Below are 17,852 nucleotides of genomic sequence, written 5' to 3'. Positions count from 1 at the left end.
ATTGGGCCCGGTGCGGGTCAGCGGGCGTGCTGCCCGACGGCGTGGGCGTCGGGGGGCGGGGTGCCGTAGAGGGCCGGGTCCCTCGACGGGGCGGGCTCGGTCGTGAGGGCGGCGCTCTCGATGCGGTCCCAGCGGAACCAGCGGGGCGCATCCCGCTCACGGCACCAGGCGACCAGGTACCAGCGGTCGCCGGTGCGGGCGATCAGGTGCGGCTCGACCCGTCGACGGGTCACCGTGCCGTGGCGGTCCTGGTAGCGCAGGGCCACCACCCGGCGCTGGGCCAGCGCCTGCTCGACCACGGCGGCGGCGTTCGGGCGTGCCGTGGACGGGCCGCGGACCCACACGCGGCCGGCCAGCCGCTCGGCCTCGGTGCGGGCCACCGGTCCCATCACGTCGAGCACCTTCTGCAGCGCCGCGCGTCCGTCGACGGCGAACGGCGCGTCCGGCCCCCCGGCCAGGGCCACAGCCACCGCGACCGCCTGGGCGGGGGTGAGGTTGACCGGCGGCAGGGTGGCCGCCGCGTCCAGCACGTACCCGCCACCGGGACCGGCCGTGGCCCAGATCGGCACACCGGCCTGCTGCAGCGCGGAGACGTCGCGCTTCACCGTCCGGACCGACACCTCCAGCCAGCCGGCCAGCCACCCCGCCGTCCGACCGCGGGGCCCCGCCCGGCGCAGCTCCTCGCTGAGCGCGTGCAGCCGGTCGGTGCGGTTCACCCGGGAATCCTCCCAGGGTCGGTGACAGCACGGTGTCACCGGAGGCGTCGCACAGTCCTGCCATGACATCGATCGCCCTGTTCCACTCAGCCCTCGGCGTCCGCCCCGGGATCACCGATGCCGCCGACCGCCTCCGAGCGGCCGACCACCAGGTCACGGTGGTCGACCAGTACGACGGGCTGGTCTTCGACGACTACGGGAGAGGCGTCGCCTGCACGGAGCAGGTCGGCTTCCCGGCCCTCATGCAGGCCGCGCTGGACGGCGTCTCGGAGCTGCCCGACGGCTTCGTCGCGGCCGGGTTCTCCAACGGCGCCGGTATGGCCCAGTACGTCGCCACCCGCCGCCGCTGTGCCGGGCTGCTGCTGTTCTCCGGTGCGCTGCCGCTGAAGGTGCTGGGCGTGGCGGCCTGGCCCCCGGGCCTACCCGTGCAGATCCACTACAGCCAGGACGACCCCTTCCGTCGTCAGGAGTGGATCGATGCGGTGGCGGCGGAGGCGACCCGCGGCGGCGGTCGGGTCGAGACGTTCGACTACCCGGGGACCGGCCACCTCTTCACCGATCCGAGCCTGCCCACCGAGTACGAGCCACGTGCCACCGAACTGCTCTGGCAGCGGGCACTGGCCTTCCTCGACGGCCTCACCCACTGACCGCGGACTTCGCGTCCCCCGGCTCGCCGTGCTCAGTGACCGCTGACAGAGGCGACCCCGAAGAGGACGGACAAGGCGAAGAAACCCACCCCGATCCAGCCGAGCACGATCCCCGCCGTCGCCATGCCATCGCCCGACTCGCCGCGCTGCTGGATCTGCTGCTTCGCGACGTAGCCGAAGACCAGCGTCAGGATGCTGCCGATCCAGTAGATCCAGAGGATGCCCAGCACACCAGGCTGCCCGTAGGGGGCGGGCTGCGCGTCTGACCTGCGGTTTCTGTCGTACCCCCGTCCTAGTGTCGGGTGTCGGTCGAGGTCCCCGCCGGAGGGAGGCAGTGCGTGTCCGAGCTGCGCTCCGCCCTCGACGAGCTGGCAGCGATCGACCTGGGCGAGCTGTCCGAGGACACGCTGCTCGACCTGGTCGGCGAGCTGAGCACCACGGTCAACCGGGTCACCGCGGCCCTGACCACGGCGGTGCGGGCCGCCGACCGGCGGGAGGCCTACCGCCGTGACGGCGCGGTGTCGATGCAGGCCTGGCTGCGGGGCAGCTGCCGGATGGCACCCGAGCAGGCCACCGCGACGGTCTCCACCGGCCGGCGGCTCGAGCAGCTGCCGGCCACCGCGGCGGCGTTCGCCGCCGGGGCGATCAGCGCCACCCACGCCCGGGTCATCACCCGGGCGATGACCCCCCGCCGCATCGCGAAGGCCGCCGAGATGGGCATCGACCTGGGGGAGACCGACGCCATCCTGGCCGAGCTGGCCCGCGCCACCGCACCGCACGACACCGCTCGCGGGGTGAAGGAGTGGGTCGCCGGCGTCGACCCCGACGGCACCCTCGACGACGCCGCCGACGTGCGCCGCCGCTTCACCATGGCACCCGGCCTGGACGGGCGGGTGCACCTGCGCGGGGAGCTCGACGCCGTCGGCGGGGAGCACGTGCACACCGCGCTGGCCGCGCTGGTGAACGGCGACCGCCCCGCCGGCGACGCCCGCTCGCACGCCGAGCGGCAGGCCGACGCGCTGGTCGCCCTCGCCCGGGGGGCGCTGGACGGCGGGGCGCTGCCGGCCGTGCGCGGGGAGCGGCCGCACGTGCGGGTGACCATCGACTGGTTCGCCCTGTGCGCCGCCCGCGGCACCCCCGGCGTGGCCGGTGGCTCCCTGGCCTGGGCCGGCCCGATCAACCCCGAGACCGCCCGCCGGCTGGCCTGCGATGCCGGCGTCGCCCGCGTGATCACCGGTCCGGACGGGTTGCCGCTCGACGTCGGCCGCGCGCAGCGGACCGCATCGGCGGCGATCCGCCGGGCCATCGAGGTCCGCGACGCGCACTGCGTCTTCGCCGGCTGCGACGCCCCACCGGAGTGGTGCGACGTCCACCACGTGGTGCACTGGGCGCACGGCGGGCCGACCAGCTGCGACAACGGCGCGCTGCTCTGCGAACGGCACCACACCAGCTGCCACGAGGGCGGCTTCACCCTGCGCCGCGATCCCGGCACCGGCTGGTGGCGCACCTACCGCCCCGACGGGACGGAGATCCGCAACCGCGCCGGTCCCTGAGCCACCGGCGGCGCCGCCGCCGTCCGCTACGCGCCGCGCGGGGCGTACATGATCACCGCGACGCCGACGAGGCAGATCAGCGCCCCCGCGACGTCCCACCGGTCGGGCCGGAACCCGTCGACGACCATGCCCCAGGCCAGGGACCCCGCCACGAAGACACCGCCGTACGCGGCGAGGATCCGGCCGAAGTTCGCGTCGGGCTGGAGCGTGGCCACGAAGCCGTACAGCCCCAGCGCGATCACCCCGGCACCGATCCAGGCCCAGCCGCGGTGCTCGCGGACCCCCTGCCACACCAGCCAGGCGCCCCCGATCTCGGCCAGCGCCGCCAGCGCGAACAGGAGCAGCGAGCGGGTGACGCTCACCGCTCCACCGCGTCGAGGAACCTCCGCAGCGTCTCCAGGAAGACCTCCGGCTGCTCGGAGTGCACCCAGTGCCCGGCGTTCTTCACCTTCACCAGCCGCGTCGACGGGAACAGCGCGTCCATGTGCGGCCGGTCCTCGGGGAGCACGTAGTGGGAGTTCGCACCCGCGATCCACAGCACCGGACCGTCGAAGGTCGCGCCGTGCGGGGGCTCCGGGAAGCCGCGCAGCTCGCCGAGGTCGCGCTCGAGGAGCTCGAGGTTGAGCCGCCAGTGCCAGCCGTCGCCCTCCTCCTGCCGGCCGAGGCTCTGCAGCAGGAAGCTGCGGACCATCCGGCTCGGGACGGCGGCGCGCAGGGCGGCGTCGGCATCGGACCGGGACTCCAGCGCCCCCAGGTCGATCGCCCGCATCGCGGCGATGAAGGCGGCGAAGGGCGAGGCCTCCTCGTCGGGGTCCTCGGTCCGGCCGCCCTTCAGCGGGTACTCGACCGGGGCGATGTCGACGACGACCAGCGCGCGCAGCAGCTCCGGACGGCGCAGCGCCAGCTGCATGGCGACCTTGCCGCCCATGGAGTGGCCGACGAGCGTGGCCGGTTCCCCGAAGGACTCCAGCTCCGCGGCGACCAGCCCGGCCATGTCCACGTAGTCGACCCGGTCGGTCCACGGGGAGTGGCCGTGGTTGGGCAGGTCCAGCAGCGTCACCCGGTGGTCGTCGGCCAGGCCCTTGGCGATCGTCGTCCAGTTCTTCCCCTGGCCGAACAGCCCGTGCACGAAGACCACGCGCGGGCCGGACTCACCCAGCGTCCGGGCGTGCAGGGCTTCCTCGGCGTTCTCCGTCACCGGGCGATTCCACCAGAGCCGGCGGTGCCGCGCGGCCCCGCAGTCAGTCCAGCACGACCTCCGTGTCCCCGGTGGCGGCGTCCACGGTGATGTACCCGCCCTCGAAGTCCGTCCGGCTGCCGCCCGCGACGCCGTACACGCCGCTCACGGGGTAGCCGAGCGGCCCCAGCTCCCAGCCGGTCTCCCCCCAGCGGGACCAGATGGGGCCGTAGACCTCGTGCGCACCCGTCCTCGGCGTGAAGTAGATCGACGCGCCACCCGGCCGGGAGAAGTTCTGGTAGCGGCCCACACCGTCCGGGGAGCCGCGTTCCCCGGTGATCGGGTAGCCCAGCGGCCCGAGCTCGTAGGCCAGCGACCCGTAGTGCCCGCGGATCGCCCCGTAGATCTCGTGCGCACCCGTCGCCGGGGTGAAGTAGATCGTCCCCGGCCGCGCGAAGTTCTGGTAGCGCCCCACCCCGTCGGGGGACCCGCGCTCCCCCGTCGTCGGGTAGCCCAGCGGCCCGAGCTCGTAGGCCAGCGACCCGTAGTGCCCGCGGATCGCCCCGTAGATCTCGTGCGCACCCGTCGCCGGGCTGGAGTAGATCGTCGCCGGTCGGGCGAAGTTCTGGTACGCCCCGACGCCGTCCGGGGAACGCTGCTCCCAATCCACCGGCACGCCGAGGATCCCGCCTTCCTGACCGAGCGCGCGGTACCGCTGCTCGATCGCCGCCCAGGCGACGGTGACGCCCATGCGGGAACCCGCCTGCTCCCGCTCGGCGATGACCGGCCAGACGTTGGCGCGGCAGCCCTGCAGCGAGATCGACTGCTGCTGCATCACCCAGGCGGTGCGGCCCGCGGTGGGGCAGTCGGTGTGCGGGATCCCGATCCAGTGCCCGACCTCGTGCAGGATCACGTAGCGCTGGTAGAGGGCCAGGTCGTGCGGCCACGACGCCGTGCCGAACCGCCAGCGCTCGTCGTTGATGTAGACCGAGCGCCCCACCCGGCAGCTCCACTGGGCGCTGCACCCGGGCGAGGCCGCCGCGATCACCGACGGCGAGGCCAGGACGAGGTCGAAGTCGCTGCCCGAGCCCACCTGCTGGAACGCCAGGGTCCCACCGAGGCTCCAGCCGCGCGGATCGGAGAGCGCATCGCGCGCGACGTCGGTGAAGTACCCGAGGTCGCCGGCGACCGCGCCCCGGGTGGAGACCGTGTAGGTCACCGTCCGTTCCGCGGCGGAAGCGCCGGCGGGCTGCAGGACCACCGCCGCCACGGCGACGAGGGCGGCGACGAGGAGGCGCAGGGCTCGGGTCATGAGGTCCTCCGGCGCGGGCAGCACTGCCCGTTCGTGACGTCCGTGCCAGCGGACGGCGAGGGCCGATCCAGCGCCGGCTGCTGTCGCCGACCGGTCTACCGCACCGGAGCCCCCGGGTGGGATGTCGACCGCGTGACGATCCGCCGTCGGCACGCCCGCCTCCTGCCCGGCGCCGTCGTCCCCGGCCTCTACCGTGCCGGGGGTCGACGAGAGGATGCAGATGCCAGGACGACGCCGGAGCGCGGCCAGCAGCACGCGCACCCGCCGGACGACGGCGGCGACGACGCGCAAGGCGACCGCGCGGAAGGCGACCGCGCGCAGGCCGGCACCGCGCAAGCCCGCACCGGGGCTGCCGACCGCCGGGCCGGGGGAGCGGGTGTGGGTGCTCGCCGTGCCCTTCCGCGCCCCCGCGCCCGGCGCCGTCTGGCATCCCGGGCTGCAGGCGCACGTGTGGGTGGGTGCGGAACTGCCGCCCGAGCTCGCGCCCTACGACCCGCCCGCGTACAGCCTCGAGCGCTTCCTGGAGGACGAGCTCAACGAGACCCCGCGCCCGCTGCCGGTGACCCCCGCGCTGGTGCCGCGCGCCCAGCAGGAGGAGGGTGCCGCGGTCGTCGCCGCGCACGCCGCCGCAGGGGGCCGGGTCTTCCTGCTCGGTGACGACCCCGGGGTGGGCAAGACCGGGACGGCGATCCTGGCGGTGCACGAGATCGCCGCGCAGCGGCCGGTCCGCACCGTGCTGGTCATCGCCGACCGCCCGGCCGCGATCACCATCCCGCACTGGGCCCGCTCGATCGCCGGCTTCGGCGACGGCGGGCTGCGCTGGTGCGTCACCACCTGGGACCGGCTGGGCAAGGTGGCGAAGCTGCGTTTCGACGTCGTCGTCGCCGACGAGGCGCACATGGTGCGGCACACGACGACGCAGCGGTGGAAGCACTGGAAGGCCGTCTCCGGCGCCGCGCGGGTCAAGCAGACCCCGTACGTGCTGGCCGCCACCGCGACCCCGGCGCACACGCCGCTGGAGCTCCCGTACCTCGCGCCCGAGTTCGCCGCCCGGCACGGCGAGTCGTTCAGGGACTGGGTCGACCTCCCGAAGGCGCTCGAGCGGCACACGTTCCACGTGGAACGTGGGCGCTACGGCTGGCAGTGGACCGAGGAGGCCGACGAGCGCCGGGCCGACCTGGCGCGCCTGCAGTCCTGGCTGGCCGACGCCGACCCGCCCGCCACGCTGCACCGCCCGGCGCCCTGGGGACCGGTGACGGTGACCGGCACACCGGTGCTGCTCACCCCCGCCGAGCGGGCGCAGTACCAGGCCGAGTGGTCGGAGTTCCGGGCCGAGATGCAGCTGGCGCGGCGCGGCCGGCAGACCGCCCGGGGCCGGGCAGCGCTGCTCCGGTTCCGTCAGAAAGCCGGGCTGATCCGGGTGCAGGCGACGGTCGACTGGGTCAAGGCCCAGGTCGAGGCCGAGCGGCAGGTGGCCGTCTCCGTCGAGTTCGTGGAGACCGCGGCCGATCCGATCCGGCAGGCCCTGCTGGACGCCGGCATCCCGGTGGCCTCCATCTACGGCCGCGACAGGTTCGACGTCGAGGCCGAGCGGCTGCGCTTCCAGCGCGGGGAGGCCGCGGTCTGCGTCTTCACCGTCACCGCCTCGATCAGCCTGCACGCCGGCGAGCTGCTGCCCGGCGGGTCCACGGCGTCCGAGACCCCGCGCGTGGGGCTGTTCCACCAGCCGCGGTTCTCCGGCATCCAGGCCCGGCAGGTCACCGGGCGCACCCACCGCGACGGGCGTTCCTCGCCGTGGCGGGTGGCCTTCGCCGCCGACACGGTGGAGGAGCAGGTGGCCCGGGTGATGGTGGAGCGCCTGGCGGTCAGCGGCTCCACGGCAGGGGCGGACACCTCCGCGCTGCAGGAGATCGCCGAGCTGCTCGACGCCGACTGGCTGCCCGCAGCCGCGCTCACCGAGGGCTGAGCGCGGCAGCAGGTGCCTGCCGGCTGGCAGAACGCGCTCTCGGCCGGACGCGATGGCCGGCCCGCCGCCCGTCCGGGGACCTGGCGGGGCGGCCTCGGCAGCCGAGGCTGGCGGCGGGGTCGGTGCGGCGGAGGGAGTCACGTGCACATCGCGGACGAGGACGGTCCACGCCGAGAGTGGATGCCGGCGGCGCGGCAGCGGTCCGCCCGGGTCGCTCGCCGCGGCGCTGCAGCCGTGACTGCCCTGACCGTGGCGGTGACCGCCGCCGTGGTCGTCCTGACGACGACCGGGTGCGGTGCCGGGACGCCGGAAGGCGGGGCGCGCCCCGGAGGCTCGCCGGAGGCCAGAGCCGGTGGGACCGATCGGATCTGCCCGGCCGTCGACCACGGCCGCACGCTCATCGTGCAGTTGGCGGATGACTGGTCCGCGGCCGAGGGGCACACCGTGGAGGTCCGATGCGAGGAGCCCTGCGGTCTCGTGCAACGGGACGATGACGAGCTGACCCGCGAGGTGTCGGGTGCGCTGGTCGGCTCGACCGCGAGGTTGCCGGTGATGGCGATGCCGGGGTCCGTGGTGGTGAGGGTGCTCGGGCCGCAGGGCCCGGAGGCTGCGGTCGCGGAATCCCTGTCCTGGAGCCGCGTGGGGGGCACCGAGGAATGCGGCGGGCCGATGGAGGCTGTGGTCGTCGTCCCCGCAGGCTGACCCCCGGACCGGCCGCTGCTGGGCTGGCGACTTCCCACTCCAGCTCCTCTGCGGCCGCGACCAGCGACGGGTGGCACAGCCCGGCGGAGGTGAGCAGCAACCTCACGCGGGGCAGACCCAGGCGTCCGTCGACGGCGCCACGGCCCCTCGAGCGGCGGGAAGTGGCTGCGGAAGGTGAACGCTCCGGGGTGGGGCCGTGGGCCCGCAGGTGGCGGACCCGCGCCTCGGCGTCCTCGGTGGTGGGCAAGGTGCCGGCCGGGACCCACCAGAGCGCCGTGGTGGCCTCCGCGGCGCGGTGGAGCCACTCGCGGCGCCGCCGCATGACCTGCAGGTGCCGGCCACCGAACACGTAAGCGGCCAGCGACTCGACGTCGCGCCAGACGGTGAGGTTCCGATCACGCCGTGGCTGCCGGCGGCGTCCCAGCCGAAGGCCTGGACCGAGGTGGCGTTGCCGTCCTCGGCGTTGACCTCGTCGAGCGCGGCCATGAAGTCGGCCGGCACCGGGCTCTCCAGCGGCGCGAGCAGCCGGGAGACGTTGACCTGCGCGAGGTGGTGGGCCGCGCGCCGGAACCTAGGCGATCGGCACCCGCCCGGGTCAGCGTGCTCGCACCGCGCGGGACACCGGTCGCCGGCTGCGCTAGGTTCGCTCCCGTACGTGGCACGGGGTGTCCCGCCCGGGACTGAGATCACACCCGCCGAACCTGCTCCAGTTCGCACTGGCGAAGGGATGTCACCGGCATGTCCGATGCTGTGGAAGTCGTCGACCTGCGCGCGGCCCGCACGGCGCTGCGCGAGCACGCCCCGCTCGTCCACTGCCTGACCAACACGGTCGTGCAGACGCTGACCGCCAACGCCCTGCTCGCGGTCGGCGCCGCGCCGGCGATGGTCGACGCGCCCCAGGAGGCCGGGGACTTCGCCGCCGTCGCCTCCGCCGTCCTGGTGAACGTGGGGACGGTCCACGCGCGCACCGCCGAGGCGATGCGGCTGGCCGCCCGGTCGGCTGCGGCTGCGGGCACCCCGTGGGTGCTCGACCCGGTCGCCGTCGGCGGCCTCGCCTACCGGACGGCGCTGGCCGGCGAGCTGGTGACGCTCGGCCCCGCCGTCGTCCGCGGCAACCCCTCGGAGATCATGGCGCTGAGCGGGGTGGGCTCGGGTGGCCGCGGGGTGGACAGCACCGCGGGCGCCGACGACGCCGCCTCCGCCGCCGCGGCACTCGCCGGGCGCACCGGTGGCGTGGTGGCCGTCAGCGGCGAGGTGGACCTGATCACCGACGGCAGGCGGACCGTCCGGGTCGGCGGCGGCTCACCGCTGCTGACCCGCACCACGGGCGCCGGGTGCGCGCTCGGGGCGCTGGTCGCCGCCTACGTCGCCGCAACCGGTGATCCGCTGGCCGGAGCAGTCGCCGCTCACGCGCACGTCGCCCTCGCCGCGGAGCGGGCCGCCTCGACCGCCACCGGCCCCGGCACCTTCGCGGCGGCGTGGCTCGACGCCCTCGATGTCGTCGGCCCCGAGGACCTCGCCGCGGCGGACGTGCGGAGCGCGTGATGCGCCCGTCGTTCGACCCGACGCTCTACCTGGTCACCGACACGGAGCTCTGCCGGCCGCGACCGGTGGCCGACGTCGTGCGCGCCGCGGTCGCCGGTGGCGTCACCGCCGTCCAGGTGCGCGACAAGCAGGCCTCGCGCCGGGAGCTGCTGGCGCTGACCCGCTCGGTGCAGGCGGCGCTCGCCGACCGGCCGGACGTGGCGGTGGTGGTGAACGACGCGCTGGACGTCGCGCTGCTGGCCGGCGCCTCGGGTGTGCACGTCGGGCAGGAGGACCTGCCGGTGACCGAGGTGCGGGTCGCGCTCGGGCCCGACCGGCTGGTCGGGCTCTCCGTCGAGAGCACGGAGGACCTCGCGGCCGCGCTCCGCCTCCCGCCGGGCACGGTCGACCTCGTCGGCCTGAGCCCGGTCTGGGCGACGCCGACCAAGCCCGAGGCGGGCCCGGGGCTGGGCCTCACCACCGTCCGGGAGCTGGCCGCGACCGCGCGGGCCGCGGGGCTGGTCGCCGTGGCGATCGGCGGCATCGACGCCGCCCGGGCAGCCGACGCGGCGGCCACGGGCGTGGACGGCGTCTGCGTGGTGTCGGCGATCTGCACGGCGGCCGACCCGCGGGCCGCGGCGGCGGCGCTGCGCGCGGAGCTGACCCCGGTGGGTGCGCGATGACGCCCACCGCGCTCACCGTGGCCGGCAGCGACCCCAGCGGAGGGGCGGGCGTCCAGGCGGACCTGAAGACCTTCAGCGCACTCGGCGCGTACGGGACGGCGGTGCTGACCGCGCTCACCGCGCAGAACACCCGCGGCGTCACCGGCGTCCACCCGGTCCCTGCGGAGTTCGTCACCCAGCAGCTGCACACGCTCCTCGACGACGTCGACGTGCACGCCACCAAGCTCGGGATGCTGGGCAGCGCGGACGTCGTCCGGGCGGTCGCCGCCGCGCTGGCCGAACGGCGCCCCGACCCGGTCGTCTGCGACCCGGTGATGGTGGCGACCAGCGGCCACCGGCTGATCGACGACGACGCGGTCGCCGCCGTCCGCACCGAGCTGCTGCCGCTGGCCGACCTCGTCACCCCCAACGTGCCCGAGGCCGCCGCCCTGCTGGGCACCGCACCGGCGGCCGACGTCGCCGCGCTGCACGAGCAGGCGGCGGCGCTGCTGGCCCTCGGGCCCCGGGCGGTGCTGCTGAAAGGCGGCCACCTGGGCGGCCCCGAGAGCGTCGACGTCCTCGCCACCACCGCCGGCACCACCGAGAGCCGGCGGCCCCGCATCGACACGACGGCGACGCACGGCACCGGGTGCACGCTCTCCTCGGCGCTGGCCGCGCTGGCCGCCCACGCCGGTGGGACACCCGACTGGGCGGACCTGGTGGAGCCCGCCCGCGACTACCTGCAGCGGGCGCTCGCCGCGGGCGCCGGGCTGCGGATCGGCGCCGGCCACGGTCCGGTGCACCACTTCGCCGGGATCTGGCCCGCGTGACCGGGTTCTGCGACCGGGCCTGGGCGGCGACGGCCGAGCTCCGCCGGGCGATCGACGGCCTGCCCTTCCTCGCCGAACTGGCCGACGGCAGCCTCGCCCCGGAGGCGTTCCGCCACTACCTGGAGCAGGACGCCCTCTACCTCGGCGGCTACGCCCGGGCGCTGGCCCTGCTCGCGGCCCGCGCACCCGACGCGGAGGCGGCCGCGTTCTGGGCCGGATCGGCGCAGAACTGCGGGGCGGTGGAGACACAGTTGCACGCCGACCTGCTCGGCACCGATGTGCTCGGGGAGCCCGACGGTGCGCCGGTCGCATCGCCGACCTGCCTGGCGTACACCTCCTACCTGGTGGCGACGGCGGCGACCGCCCCCTACCCGGTCGCCGCCGCGGCAGTCCTGCCCTGCTACTGGGTGTACGGCCACGTGGGCGCCCGCCTGGCGCCGGTGGTGCGGGCGGCCGCCGGCCACCCCTACCGCCGGTGGATCGCGACGTACGACGCGGCGCCGTTCCAGGCGGCCACCGCCACCGCCCGGCGGTTGACCGACGCCGCGGCCCGCTCGGCCCCCGGGCAGGAGGGCGCGATGCTGACCGCGTTCGCCGTCGCGACCCGGTACGAGCTCGAGTTCTGGCGCGCCGCTCACGCCCGCGAGAGCTGGACCGTCCCGGTCTGAGCAGGGGGCGGCCACCGCCGATCCCGCCCGCCGGGCGATCATCGGTGCCATGAGGCGGGAGGCGAGCATCCTGCACCTGGACCTCGACGCCTTCTTCGCCGCGGTCGAGCAGCGCGACAAGCCCTCGCTGCGCGGCCGGCCGGTCGTCGTCGGCGGCGTGGGTGGCCGGGGCGTCGTCGCCACCGCGTCCTACGAGGCGAGGGCCTACGGGGCGCGGTCGGCGATGTCCACCGCGGAGGCGCGCCGACGGTGCCCACCGGGGACGGCGTTCCTCGGTGGCAGGTTCGCCGCCTACCGCCGCACCTCCGACGTCGTCATGGACCTGCTCCGCGAGCTCTCCCCGCTCGTCGAGCCGGTATCGATCGACGAGGCCTATGTCGACCTCGCCGCCGGCCCCGGCCACGACCTCTCGGTTTCCGGTGTGACGGAACTGGCCGAGGGGCTCAAGGAGCGGATCGCGAGCGCCACCGGAGGGGTCACCGGGTCGGTCGGCATCGGCCGCTCGAAGCTGATGGCCAAGATCGCCTCCGACCTGCGGAAGCCGGACGGCCTCGTCGTCGTCCCGCCGGGCGGTGAGCTCGACCTCCTGCACCCGCTGCCGGTCACCCGGCTCGGCGGCGTCGGCCCGGCGACGGCGGAGCGGCTGCATCAGGTCGGGGTGCGGACGGTCGGGGACCTGGCCGCCAAGTCGCTGCCCGACCTGGTCGCGCTCGCCGGCCGGGCGCACGGCGCGGGGCTGCACGCGCTGGCCCGCGCCGAGGACGACCGCGCCGTCGTCCCCGATCGGGAGGTGAAGTCGGTCTCGCACGAGGAGACCTTCGAGCGGGACCTCACCGACCTGTCCGTGCTGAACCGGGAGATCGACTCGATGGCCGCCCGGGTGGGGAGCCGGCTGCGCGCAGCCGCCTACTCCGGGCGCACGGTCACGCTGAAGCTGCGCCGCTACGACTTCACGACGATCACCCGCTCCCAGACGCTGCCGCAGCCGACCGACGACGCCCGGGTGATCGCGGCCACGGCCCGCCGGCTGCTCACCGAGGCCGGCACCGGCGGGGGGCTGCGCCTGCTCGGGGTCGGCGTCTCGGGGTTGTCGCTCTACGCGCAGGGCGACCTCTTCACCACCGGTGAGGAGGAGCCGGACGAGACCGCTTCGCCCGAGGCGGAGGCCGCCGAAGAGCCGCCGTTGCCGGTCGAGAAACGGTGGTGGCCGGGCCAGGACGTGCGGCACGAGGAGCACGGGCGGGGCTGGGTGTGGGGTCGCGGGCTCGGCCGGGTGACGGTGCGCTTCGAGGGGCCGCTGACGCCGCCGGGACCGGTGCGCACGCTGGCCGCCGACGACCCGGCGCTGCAGCCCGCCGACCCACCCGACTGGAGGCGCCCCTCATGATCACCGCGGCGACCCGCTCCCGGTGGGGCCGGGCGTGCTGCTCGACGATCCGCCCTCCGGCCGCTGAGCGCACCGAGCGGCCCGCCCTGTAGAACGGCGGCATGGCCGAACGCCCCGAACCCAGCACCTGGACCCGCATGACCCAGGAGGACCCCTCCCACTCGGCCGCCTACGTGCAGCGGTTCCGCACGCTGGCCGAGCAGGGGATGGACCTGGTGGGGGAGGCGCGGCTCGTCGACGCGATGCTGCCGCGCGGCTCCCGGGTGCTGGACGCCGGCTGCGGGCCCGGCCGCGTCGGCGCCCACCTGCACGAGGTCGGCCACCGGGTGGTGGGCGTCGACGTCGACCCGGTGCTGATCGCGGCCGCCGAGGAGGACCACCCCGGCCCGCGGTGGCTGGTCGGCGACCTCGCCGAGCTGGACCTGCCGGCGCTGGGCATCGACGAGCCCTTCGACGCGATCGTCAGCGCCGGGAACGTCATGGCGTTCCTCGCACCGTCCACCCGGGGCGCCGTGCTGCGCCGCCTGCGCGCCCACATCGACCCCGACGGCCGGGCGGTCATCGGCTTCGGCGCCGGCCGCGGCTACGGCTTCGACGAGTTCCTGGACGACGCACGGGCGGCGGGTTGGACCCCGGACCTGCTGCTCTCCACCTGGGACCTGCGGCCGTTCACGCCCGACGCGGACTTCCTGGTGGCCGTGCTCCGCCCCGCCTGAGCAGCCCGGGCACCGTGCGGCCCGCCGGGGTCATCGGCGGACCGCACGGCACCCCTGTGTCCGGAGCCCGCCTGCTCCGCGGATGGGTGGACGCGTTCTCCACGCGTCCGCCCACCCGCGCTCAGGCCGCCGAGCTGGCGCTGCTCTCCGGGGTGACGGCGTCGGTGCCACCGCCGGGCAGGACGCTCCCACCGGCGCCCTCGGGGCAGTCCTCCGGCGCCACGGTCGCCTGCTCCTGGCTCGTCTCCGGGGTGGCCGTCTCCTCGGCCGCCGTCGCCGTCATGGTTCCGGCCAGGATCCCGCCGGCCACCAGCCCGCTGCCGACCAACCCGACCGTGCGCACCCAGGCGTGGCCGCCGATGCGCTCGCGGCGGGCCGGCTGATCGTCCGCAGTGGTGTGCTCCATGAACCTGCTCCTCTCGACCGTCGGCCCCTGGTGGACCGCTCGAGGACGACGGTCGCCGTCGCGCATGGCACCGGCCTGGGAGCCCGGTGGCAGTTCCCCGGGGGTCCGTGCGGTCAGAGGCGACCGTTGGCCCGCAGCAGGAGCAGCGCCTGGACCGTCCGGTGGCCGCGCCACTCGAGGACGGCCGCGGGGGACCAGCTGTCGAAGTCGACGGCCCACCCGCCGTCGTCCTGCTGGCCCGCGGCGAGCCGGTCGAGCTCGGCGGTCACGACAGCAGGGGGGAAGAGCGAGCGGGCGGGCCCGCCGGGCAGCGGCGCGAAGTCGAGCGGGCGCATGTGCTCGTCGGGCGCACCCCCGGCCACGTGCAGCAGACCGTCCGCCGGTACGTGCGCCCCCAGCCGTTCGACCAGGTCCGCGGCCTCCGGGCGCGCCTCGGCGGCGGCGTCGAGGAACCGCACCGCGAAGGCCAGCTCCATGGCGTGCGCGCTGCCGTCGAGCCGGCTGACGGCGTCCAGGCAGTAGCCGGTCGCCCGGTCCAGCCACGGGTGCCCGGCCACGGCCGGGTCCGCCGCGGCGACCTGGTGCGCCGTCGCGGCGACGACGGCGGTGATCTGCAGCGAGGACCGGCTGGGGTCGGCACTCGTCCAGAAGGGCGCGCACGCGGCCGGGTCGGGGACCGGCAAGGCGAACGGCAGCCCACCGTCCGGCAGGCTCGCCGTCGCCAGCCAGTCGCAGAGCTCCCGCGCCCGCCCCGTGGCCGCGGCGCCGACGTCGGCGAACACCTCCAGGGCGTGCAGGGCCCCGCCCGGCTGGCTGGTGGCCGAGCGCAGGTCCGGCTCCAGCCCCCACCCGTAGCCACCGTCGGCGTTGCGGTACCCGTCGACGGCGGCGAGGACGGGCTCCTGCGCACCCCCGGTGAACAGCAGCTCGAACCGGCGGCGGTCGAGGACGCGCCCGGCCGTGGCGAGGAAGCCGGCGGCAGCGGTCAGGTCGACGGTCACCGCGTGAGCCTCCCCCACGGTGCCGACGGTGTCAGCGGGGCAGCCACCGGGGCCGGGTGCTCGGCGGCAGCAACGCCCCGGTGGGCCACGCGGCCGCCCCCGGCGGGCCGACGACGGTCACCGGGCCGGCCGGCGAGGGCAGCTGGACCAGCCACGGCGCCGGGTCCGGCGGCGGGCCGGGCTGCTCGTCACCGGGCCCGGTCGCCAGCAGCCGGTGCGCCGTGCCGGCCAGCGAGAGCTCGGCGCACCAGGCGCCGCCTTCGTCCCGCTGGCGGGCCAGCAGGCCCAGGACGGCGGTCGCGGCGAGGTGCCCGGTCGCGTGGTCGAGCGCCTGAACCGGCAGCGCGCCGGGCGCCTTCCCGTCGCCGTACACCGCGGCGATGCCGGTCGCCGCCTGCACCAGGCTGTCGAACCCCCGGCGGTTCCCCCACGGGCCGCGAGTCCCCCACGCCGAGAGCCGGGCCACGACCAGGTGCGGGTGCCGCTCGGCCAGCGAGCCGGGGTCCAGGCCGTGCGCGTCCAGCGCGCCGGGCCGGTAGCCCTGCACGACGACGTCCGCCGCGGCCACCAGCTCCTCCACCAGCGCGCGGTCGTGCCGGTCGGCCAGGTCGAGCAGCACGTGGCGCTTCCCGGCGCCGGTGTCGCGCAGCAGATCCGGGTCGTCGGGGCCCCACGGGCTGTCGATCCGCAGGACGTCGGCCCCGTGCGCCGCGAGCGCCCGGGTGGCCACCGGTCCGGCGATGACGCGGGTCAGGTCGAGCACCCGCAGCCCCCGCAGCCCGCTCCGGCGCCCCGGGTGCTCGGCGGTGCGCGCCACCGCCACGAGGGGCTGCTCGCGCACCGCCGCGGCCTGGGGGAGGGCCGACCAGGTAGCGGCGCTGCGGACGGCCGCCGCCGCGCCGCCTGCCTCGACGACCGCTGCCTCGAGCTCCTCGGCGCGCCACCCGAGCGCGGCGGACGCGACGTCCTCGCCCAGCACCGCCGTCGCGGCTGCGCGGTGCCGCGGGTAGTTGCCGTGGAGCCGGATCCAGCCGTCGACGGTCCGCCAGAACCGGGACAGCGGGGCGAACCCGCCCCCGCCCGGTTTCCCGTGAAACCTCACGTGCCGCTCGCCGGCGAAGGACGCGGCCACGTGCCCGGCCTCGAGGTGCAGCGGCCGCGGCGAGGTGTCCTCGAGCGCCCGGGCGGCCAGCAGCTGCGCGGCGACCGCGCCGATCGCGATCCCCGGGACGTCGAGGCGGCCGGCCAGCCCGGTCCGCCCGTGCAGCAGCGGCGCACCGGCGTCCCACGTGGCGCCGACCGCCGTGGCCACCTCCTCGACCAGCCGGGCCGCGCCCGGCGGAAGGGTCACCCGAGCCCACCGGGCGCGCGGGACGGCGCCTCACCCGGTGGTGCAGGGTGGACGCCGAGCGCGATGGTTAGCTCCAGCACCGTCTGCGGGTCCTCCAGGCCGCGCCCGTAGAGCTGGCGCAGCTGGGTCATCCGGTAGCGGACCGTCTGCGGGTGCACGAACAGCGCCGCGGCGACCTGGTCACGCCGGCCGTGGTGGAGCAGCCAGCTCCGCAGCGTCTCCGTGAGCTTCTCGCGCGCCACCTCCCCCACCGCCTCCAGCGGCGCCAGCGCCCGGGCCCGCAGATCGGCCAGCGCCTCCTCGTCGGCCCGCAGGACCAGCTCCGCCAGCCGGGCGTCGGTGTCCAGCGGCCCGTCGTCCTCCGCGGCCACGTGCAGCCGCAGCGCCCGGAGCGCCCGGCCGTACGAGGCCTGCGCGGCCCACCAGGGCCGGGCGGGGCCGACCACGGCACGACGGCCCGCCAGCCCGCGCAGCAACGCGCCGCGGGCGGCGCCGTCGGCGTCCGGCACGAGCAGCACCGCCAGCTCCCCCGGGATCTCCAGCCCCGGGAGGTCCTCCGTCGCGGCCAGGGTGCGCGGGTCCAGGGAGACCAGCGTGCCGCGCACCCGGCCCTCGGGCAGCAGCACGGCGGTCAGCGTGCGCGGCGGGGACCACTCCGCCCGCTGGGCCATCTCGGCGAGCTCCGTGTGCGGGCTGCCGGTGAGCAGGCCGCGCGCCAGCCGCTCGAGCAGGCGCTGGCGGGCCCGGCCGCTGGAGGCCAGCTCGTCGGCGTGGCCGGCGACGCTCGCCGCGGAGAGCCGGTCGATGTAGGCGAACACCAGCTCGGCGAACCGGGCCAGCGACATGGGGTCCAGGCCCGCGCGGACGGCGGTGGCGCTCATGTCCCGCCACGACACCCGTGCGCCGACCCGGTAGGCGGCCAGGAGGGCGTCCATCGAACGACCACTGCGGGCCTCGCCGCGCCCCAGTGCGTAGGCCGCCTCGACGACCGGCCCGCCCGGGGTCCCGGCGTCCACGTTTCCCCCGTCGGCGGCCACCTGCAGGAACCCCCGCAGGGCCAGCTCGACCGCGGTGGAGATCTTCCGGCCCATCGGGCCGGAGAACGCGTCCGTGTAACTGGGGACGCCGACGATGATCTCCTCCACCGCACGCTCGGCGACGGCCGTCAGCTCCGCGCGCATCGCCTCGGCGACGGTCTCCGGGAACGGTGCGGGGTCCTCCGCCATCGCGCCTC

At 76.3% G+C, this 17,852-nt stretch carries 19 protein-coding genes, 1 pseudogene and 1 riboswitch; of the genes and pseudogenes, 10 read left to right on the top strand and 10 right to left on the bottom strand.

What is annotated here, in order from left to right; genetic code table 11:
- Positions 1-17: 17 nt before the first annotated feature.
- On the bottom strand, positions 18-716 hold the full coding sequence (locus ACI79W_RS17985) for a helix-turn-helix transcriptional regulator (RefSeq protein ID WP_456563458.1): 699 nt from the start codon (positions 714-716) through the stop codon (positions 18-20).
- Between the two features lie 62 nt (positions 717-778).
- Between ACI79W_RS17985 and ACI79W_RS17980 the strand changes: the two genes are divergently transcribed.
- Positions 779-1,363 (top strand): dienelactone hydrolase family protein, encoded by a 585-nt coding sequence (locus ACI79W_RS17980; RefSeq protein ID WP_456563457.1) that lies wholly within the window; start codon positions 779-781, stop codon positions 1,361-1,363.
- A 32-nt stretch (positions 1,364-1,395) separates the two neighbouring features.
- Here the strand turns inward: ACI79W_RS17980 and ACI79W_RS17975 are convergent, their stop codons facing one another.
- Positions 1,396-1,593: a DUF4190 domain-containing protein gene (locus tag ACI79W_RS17975; RefSeq protein WP_456563456.1), complete on the bottom strand. Its 198-nt coding sequence runs from the start codon at positions 1,591-1,593 to the stop codon at positions 1,396-1,398.
- Positions 1,594-1,701: 108 nt separating this feature from the next.
- Here ACI79W_RS17975 and ACI79W_RS17970 point away from each other — a divergent pair, with 108 nt between their 5' ends.
- Entirely contained in the window at positions 1,702-2,916 is a 1,215-nt protein-coding gene (locus ACI79W_RS17970) for a DUF222 domain-containing protein (RefSeq protein ID WP_456563455.1), read from the top strand.
- A gap of 26 nt (positions 2,917-2,942) precedes the next feature.
- Here the strand turns inward: ACI79W_RS17970 and ACI79W_RS17965 are convergent, their stop codons facing one another.
- From ACI79W_RS17965 to ACI79W_RS17955, 3 genes are read right to left on the bottom strand one after another with little or no spacing between them, the layout of a single operon-like run.
- Complete coding sequence (locus ACI79W_RS17965) at positions 2,943-3,278, bottom strand: YnfA family protein (RefSeq protein WP_456563454.1); 336 nt, start codon at positions 3,276-3,278, stop codon at positions 2,943-2,945.
- The gene (locus tag ACI79W_RS17960; RefSeq protein ID WP_456563453.1) at positions 3,275-4,114 is read right to left on the bottom strand and encodes an alpha/beta fold hydrolase; all 840 of its coding nucleotides are present in this window, start codon (positions 4,112-4,114) and stop codon (positions 3,275-3,277) included. The genes ACI79W_RS17965 and ACI79W_RS17960 overlap by 4 nt, the downstream gene beginning before the upstream one ends.
- A gap of 43 nt (positions 4,115-4,157) precedes the next feature.
- Entirely contained in the window at positions 4,158-5,405 is a 1,248-nt protein-coding gene (locus ACI79W_RS17955) for a DUF3152 domain-containing protein (protein ID WP_456563452.1), read from the bottom strand.
- 220 nt (positions 5,406-5,625) lie between these two features.
- Here ACI79W_RS17955 and ACI79W_RS17950 point away from each other — a divergent pair, with 220 nt between their 5' ends.
- Entirely contained in the window at positions 5,626-7,371 is a 1,746-nt protein-coding gene (locus ACI79W_RS17950; protein WP_456563451.1) for a helicase, read from the top strand.
- 141 nt (positions 7,372-7,512) lie between these two features.
- Complete coding sequence (locus ACI79W_RS17945; RefSeq protein ID WP_456563450.1) at positions 7,513-8,073, top strand: hypothetical protein; 561 nt, start codon at positions 7,513-7,515, stop codon at positions 8,071-8,073.
- 193 nt (positions 8,074-8,266) lie between these two features.
- On the opposite strand, the pseudogene ACI79W_RS17940 reads toward ACI79W_RS17945, so the two are convergent.
- Positions 8,267-8,497, bottom strand: a pseudogene (locus tag ACI79W_RS17940) (DUF3291 domain-containing protein); the annotation flags it as partial.
- 227 nt (positions 8,498-8,724) lie between these two features.
- Positions 8,725-8,818, top strand: a riboswitch (TPP riboswitch).
- On the opposite strand from ACI79W_RS17940, the gene thiM reads away from it, so the two are divergent.
- From thiM to ACI79W_RS17910, 6 genes are all read left to right on the top strand, one after another.
- Complete coding sequence (gene thiM / locus ACI79W_RS17935; RefSeq protein ID WP_456563449.1) at positions 8,812-9,618, top strand: hydroxyethylthiazole kinase; 807 nt, start codon at positions 8,812-8,814, stop codon at positions 9,616-9,618. Its footprint overlaps the riboswitch before it by 7 nt.
- Complete coding sequence (gene thiE, locus ACI79W_RS17930; protein WP_456563448.1) at positions 9,618-10,280, top strand: thiamine phosphate synthase; 663 nt, start codon at positions 9,618-9,620, stop codon at positions 10,278-10,280. Before thiM ends, thiE begins: the two co-directional genes overlap by 1 nt.
- On the top strand, positions 10,277-11,089 hold the full coding sequence (thiD, locus tag ACI79W_RS17925; protein WP_456563447.1) for a bifunctional hydroxymethylpyrimidine kinase/phosphomethylpyrimidine kinase: 813 nt from the start codon (positions 10,277-10,279) through the stop codon (positions 11,087-11,089). Before thiE ends, thiD begins: the two co-directional genes overlap by 4 nt.
- Positions 11,086-11,757, top strand: a complete 672-nt coding sequence (locus ACI79W_RS17920) for a TenA family protein (RefSeq protein WP_456563446.1) — start codon at positions 11,086-11,088, stop codon at positions 11,755-11,757. Before thiD ends, ACI79W_RS17920 begins: the two co-directional genes overlap by 4 nt.
- Before the next feature lie 49 nt (positions 11,758-11,806).
- On the top strand, positions 11,807-13,144 hold the full coding sequence (locus ACI79W_RS17915) for a DNA polymerase IV (protein WP_456563445.1): 1,338 nt from the start codon (positions 11,807-11,809) through the stop codon (positions 13,142-13,144).
- A 101-nt stretch (positions 13,145-13,245) separates the two neighbouring features.
- On the top strand, positions 13,246-13,860 hold the full coding sequence (locus ACI79W_RS17910; RefSeq protein ID WP_456563444.1) for a class I SAM-dependent methyltransferase: 615 nt from the start codon (positions 13,246-13,248) through the stop codon (positions 13,858-13,860).
- A gap of 121 nt (positions 13,861-13,981) precedes the next feature.
- On the opposite strand, the gene ACI79W_RS17905 is transcribed toward ACI79W_RS17910, so the two are convergent.
- From ACI79W_RS17905 to ACI79W_RS17890, 4 genes are all read right to left on the bottom strand, one after another.
- Entirely contained in the window at positions 13,982-14,266 is a 285-nt protein-coding gene (locus ACI79W_RS17905; RefSeq protein WP_456563443.1) for a hypothetical protein, read from the bottom strand.
- 113 nt (positions 14,267-14,379) lie between these two features.
- Positions 14,380-15,267, bottom strand: coding sequence for a hypothetical protein (locus ACI79W_RS17900; RefSeq protein WP_456563442.1), 888 nt, complete (start codon positions 15,265-15,267; stop codon positions 14,380-14,382).
- Between the two features lie 31 nt (positions 15,268-15,298).
- Positions 15,299-16,618 carry a CoA transferase gene (locus ACI79W_RS17895; protein WP_456563441.1) on the bottom strand — a complete coding sequence of 440 codons (1,320 nt, stop codon included), beginning with the start codon at positions 16,616-16,618 and terminating at the stop codon, positions 15,299-15,301.
- Positions 16,615-17,844 carry a PucR family transcriptional regulator gene (locus tag ACI79W_RS17890; RefSeq protein WP_456563440.1) on the bottom strand — a complete coding sequence of 410 codons (1,230 nt, stop codon included), beginning with the start codon at positions 17,842-17,844 and terminating at the stop codon, positions 16,615-16,617. Before ACI79W_RS17890 ends, ACI79W_RS17895 begins: the two co-directional genes overlap by 4 nt.
- Positions 17,845-17,852 lie beyond the last annotated feature (8 nt).

Source organism: Blastococcus sp. SYSU DS0533 (assembly GCF_054050775.1).
This window is presented reverse-complemented; position numbering and strand designations above follow the sequence as displayed.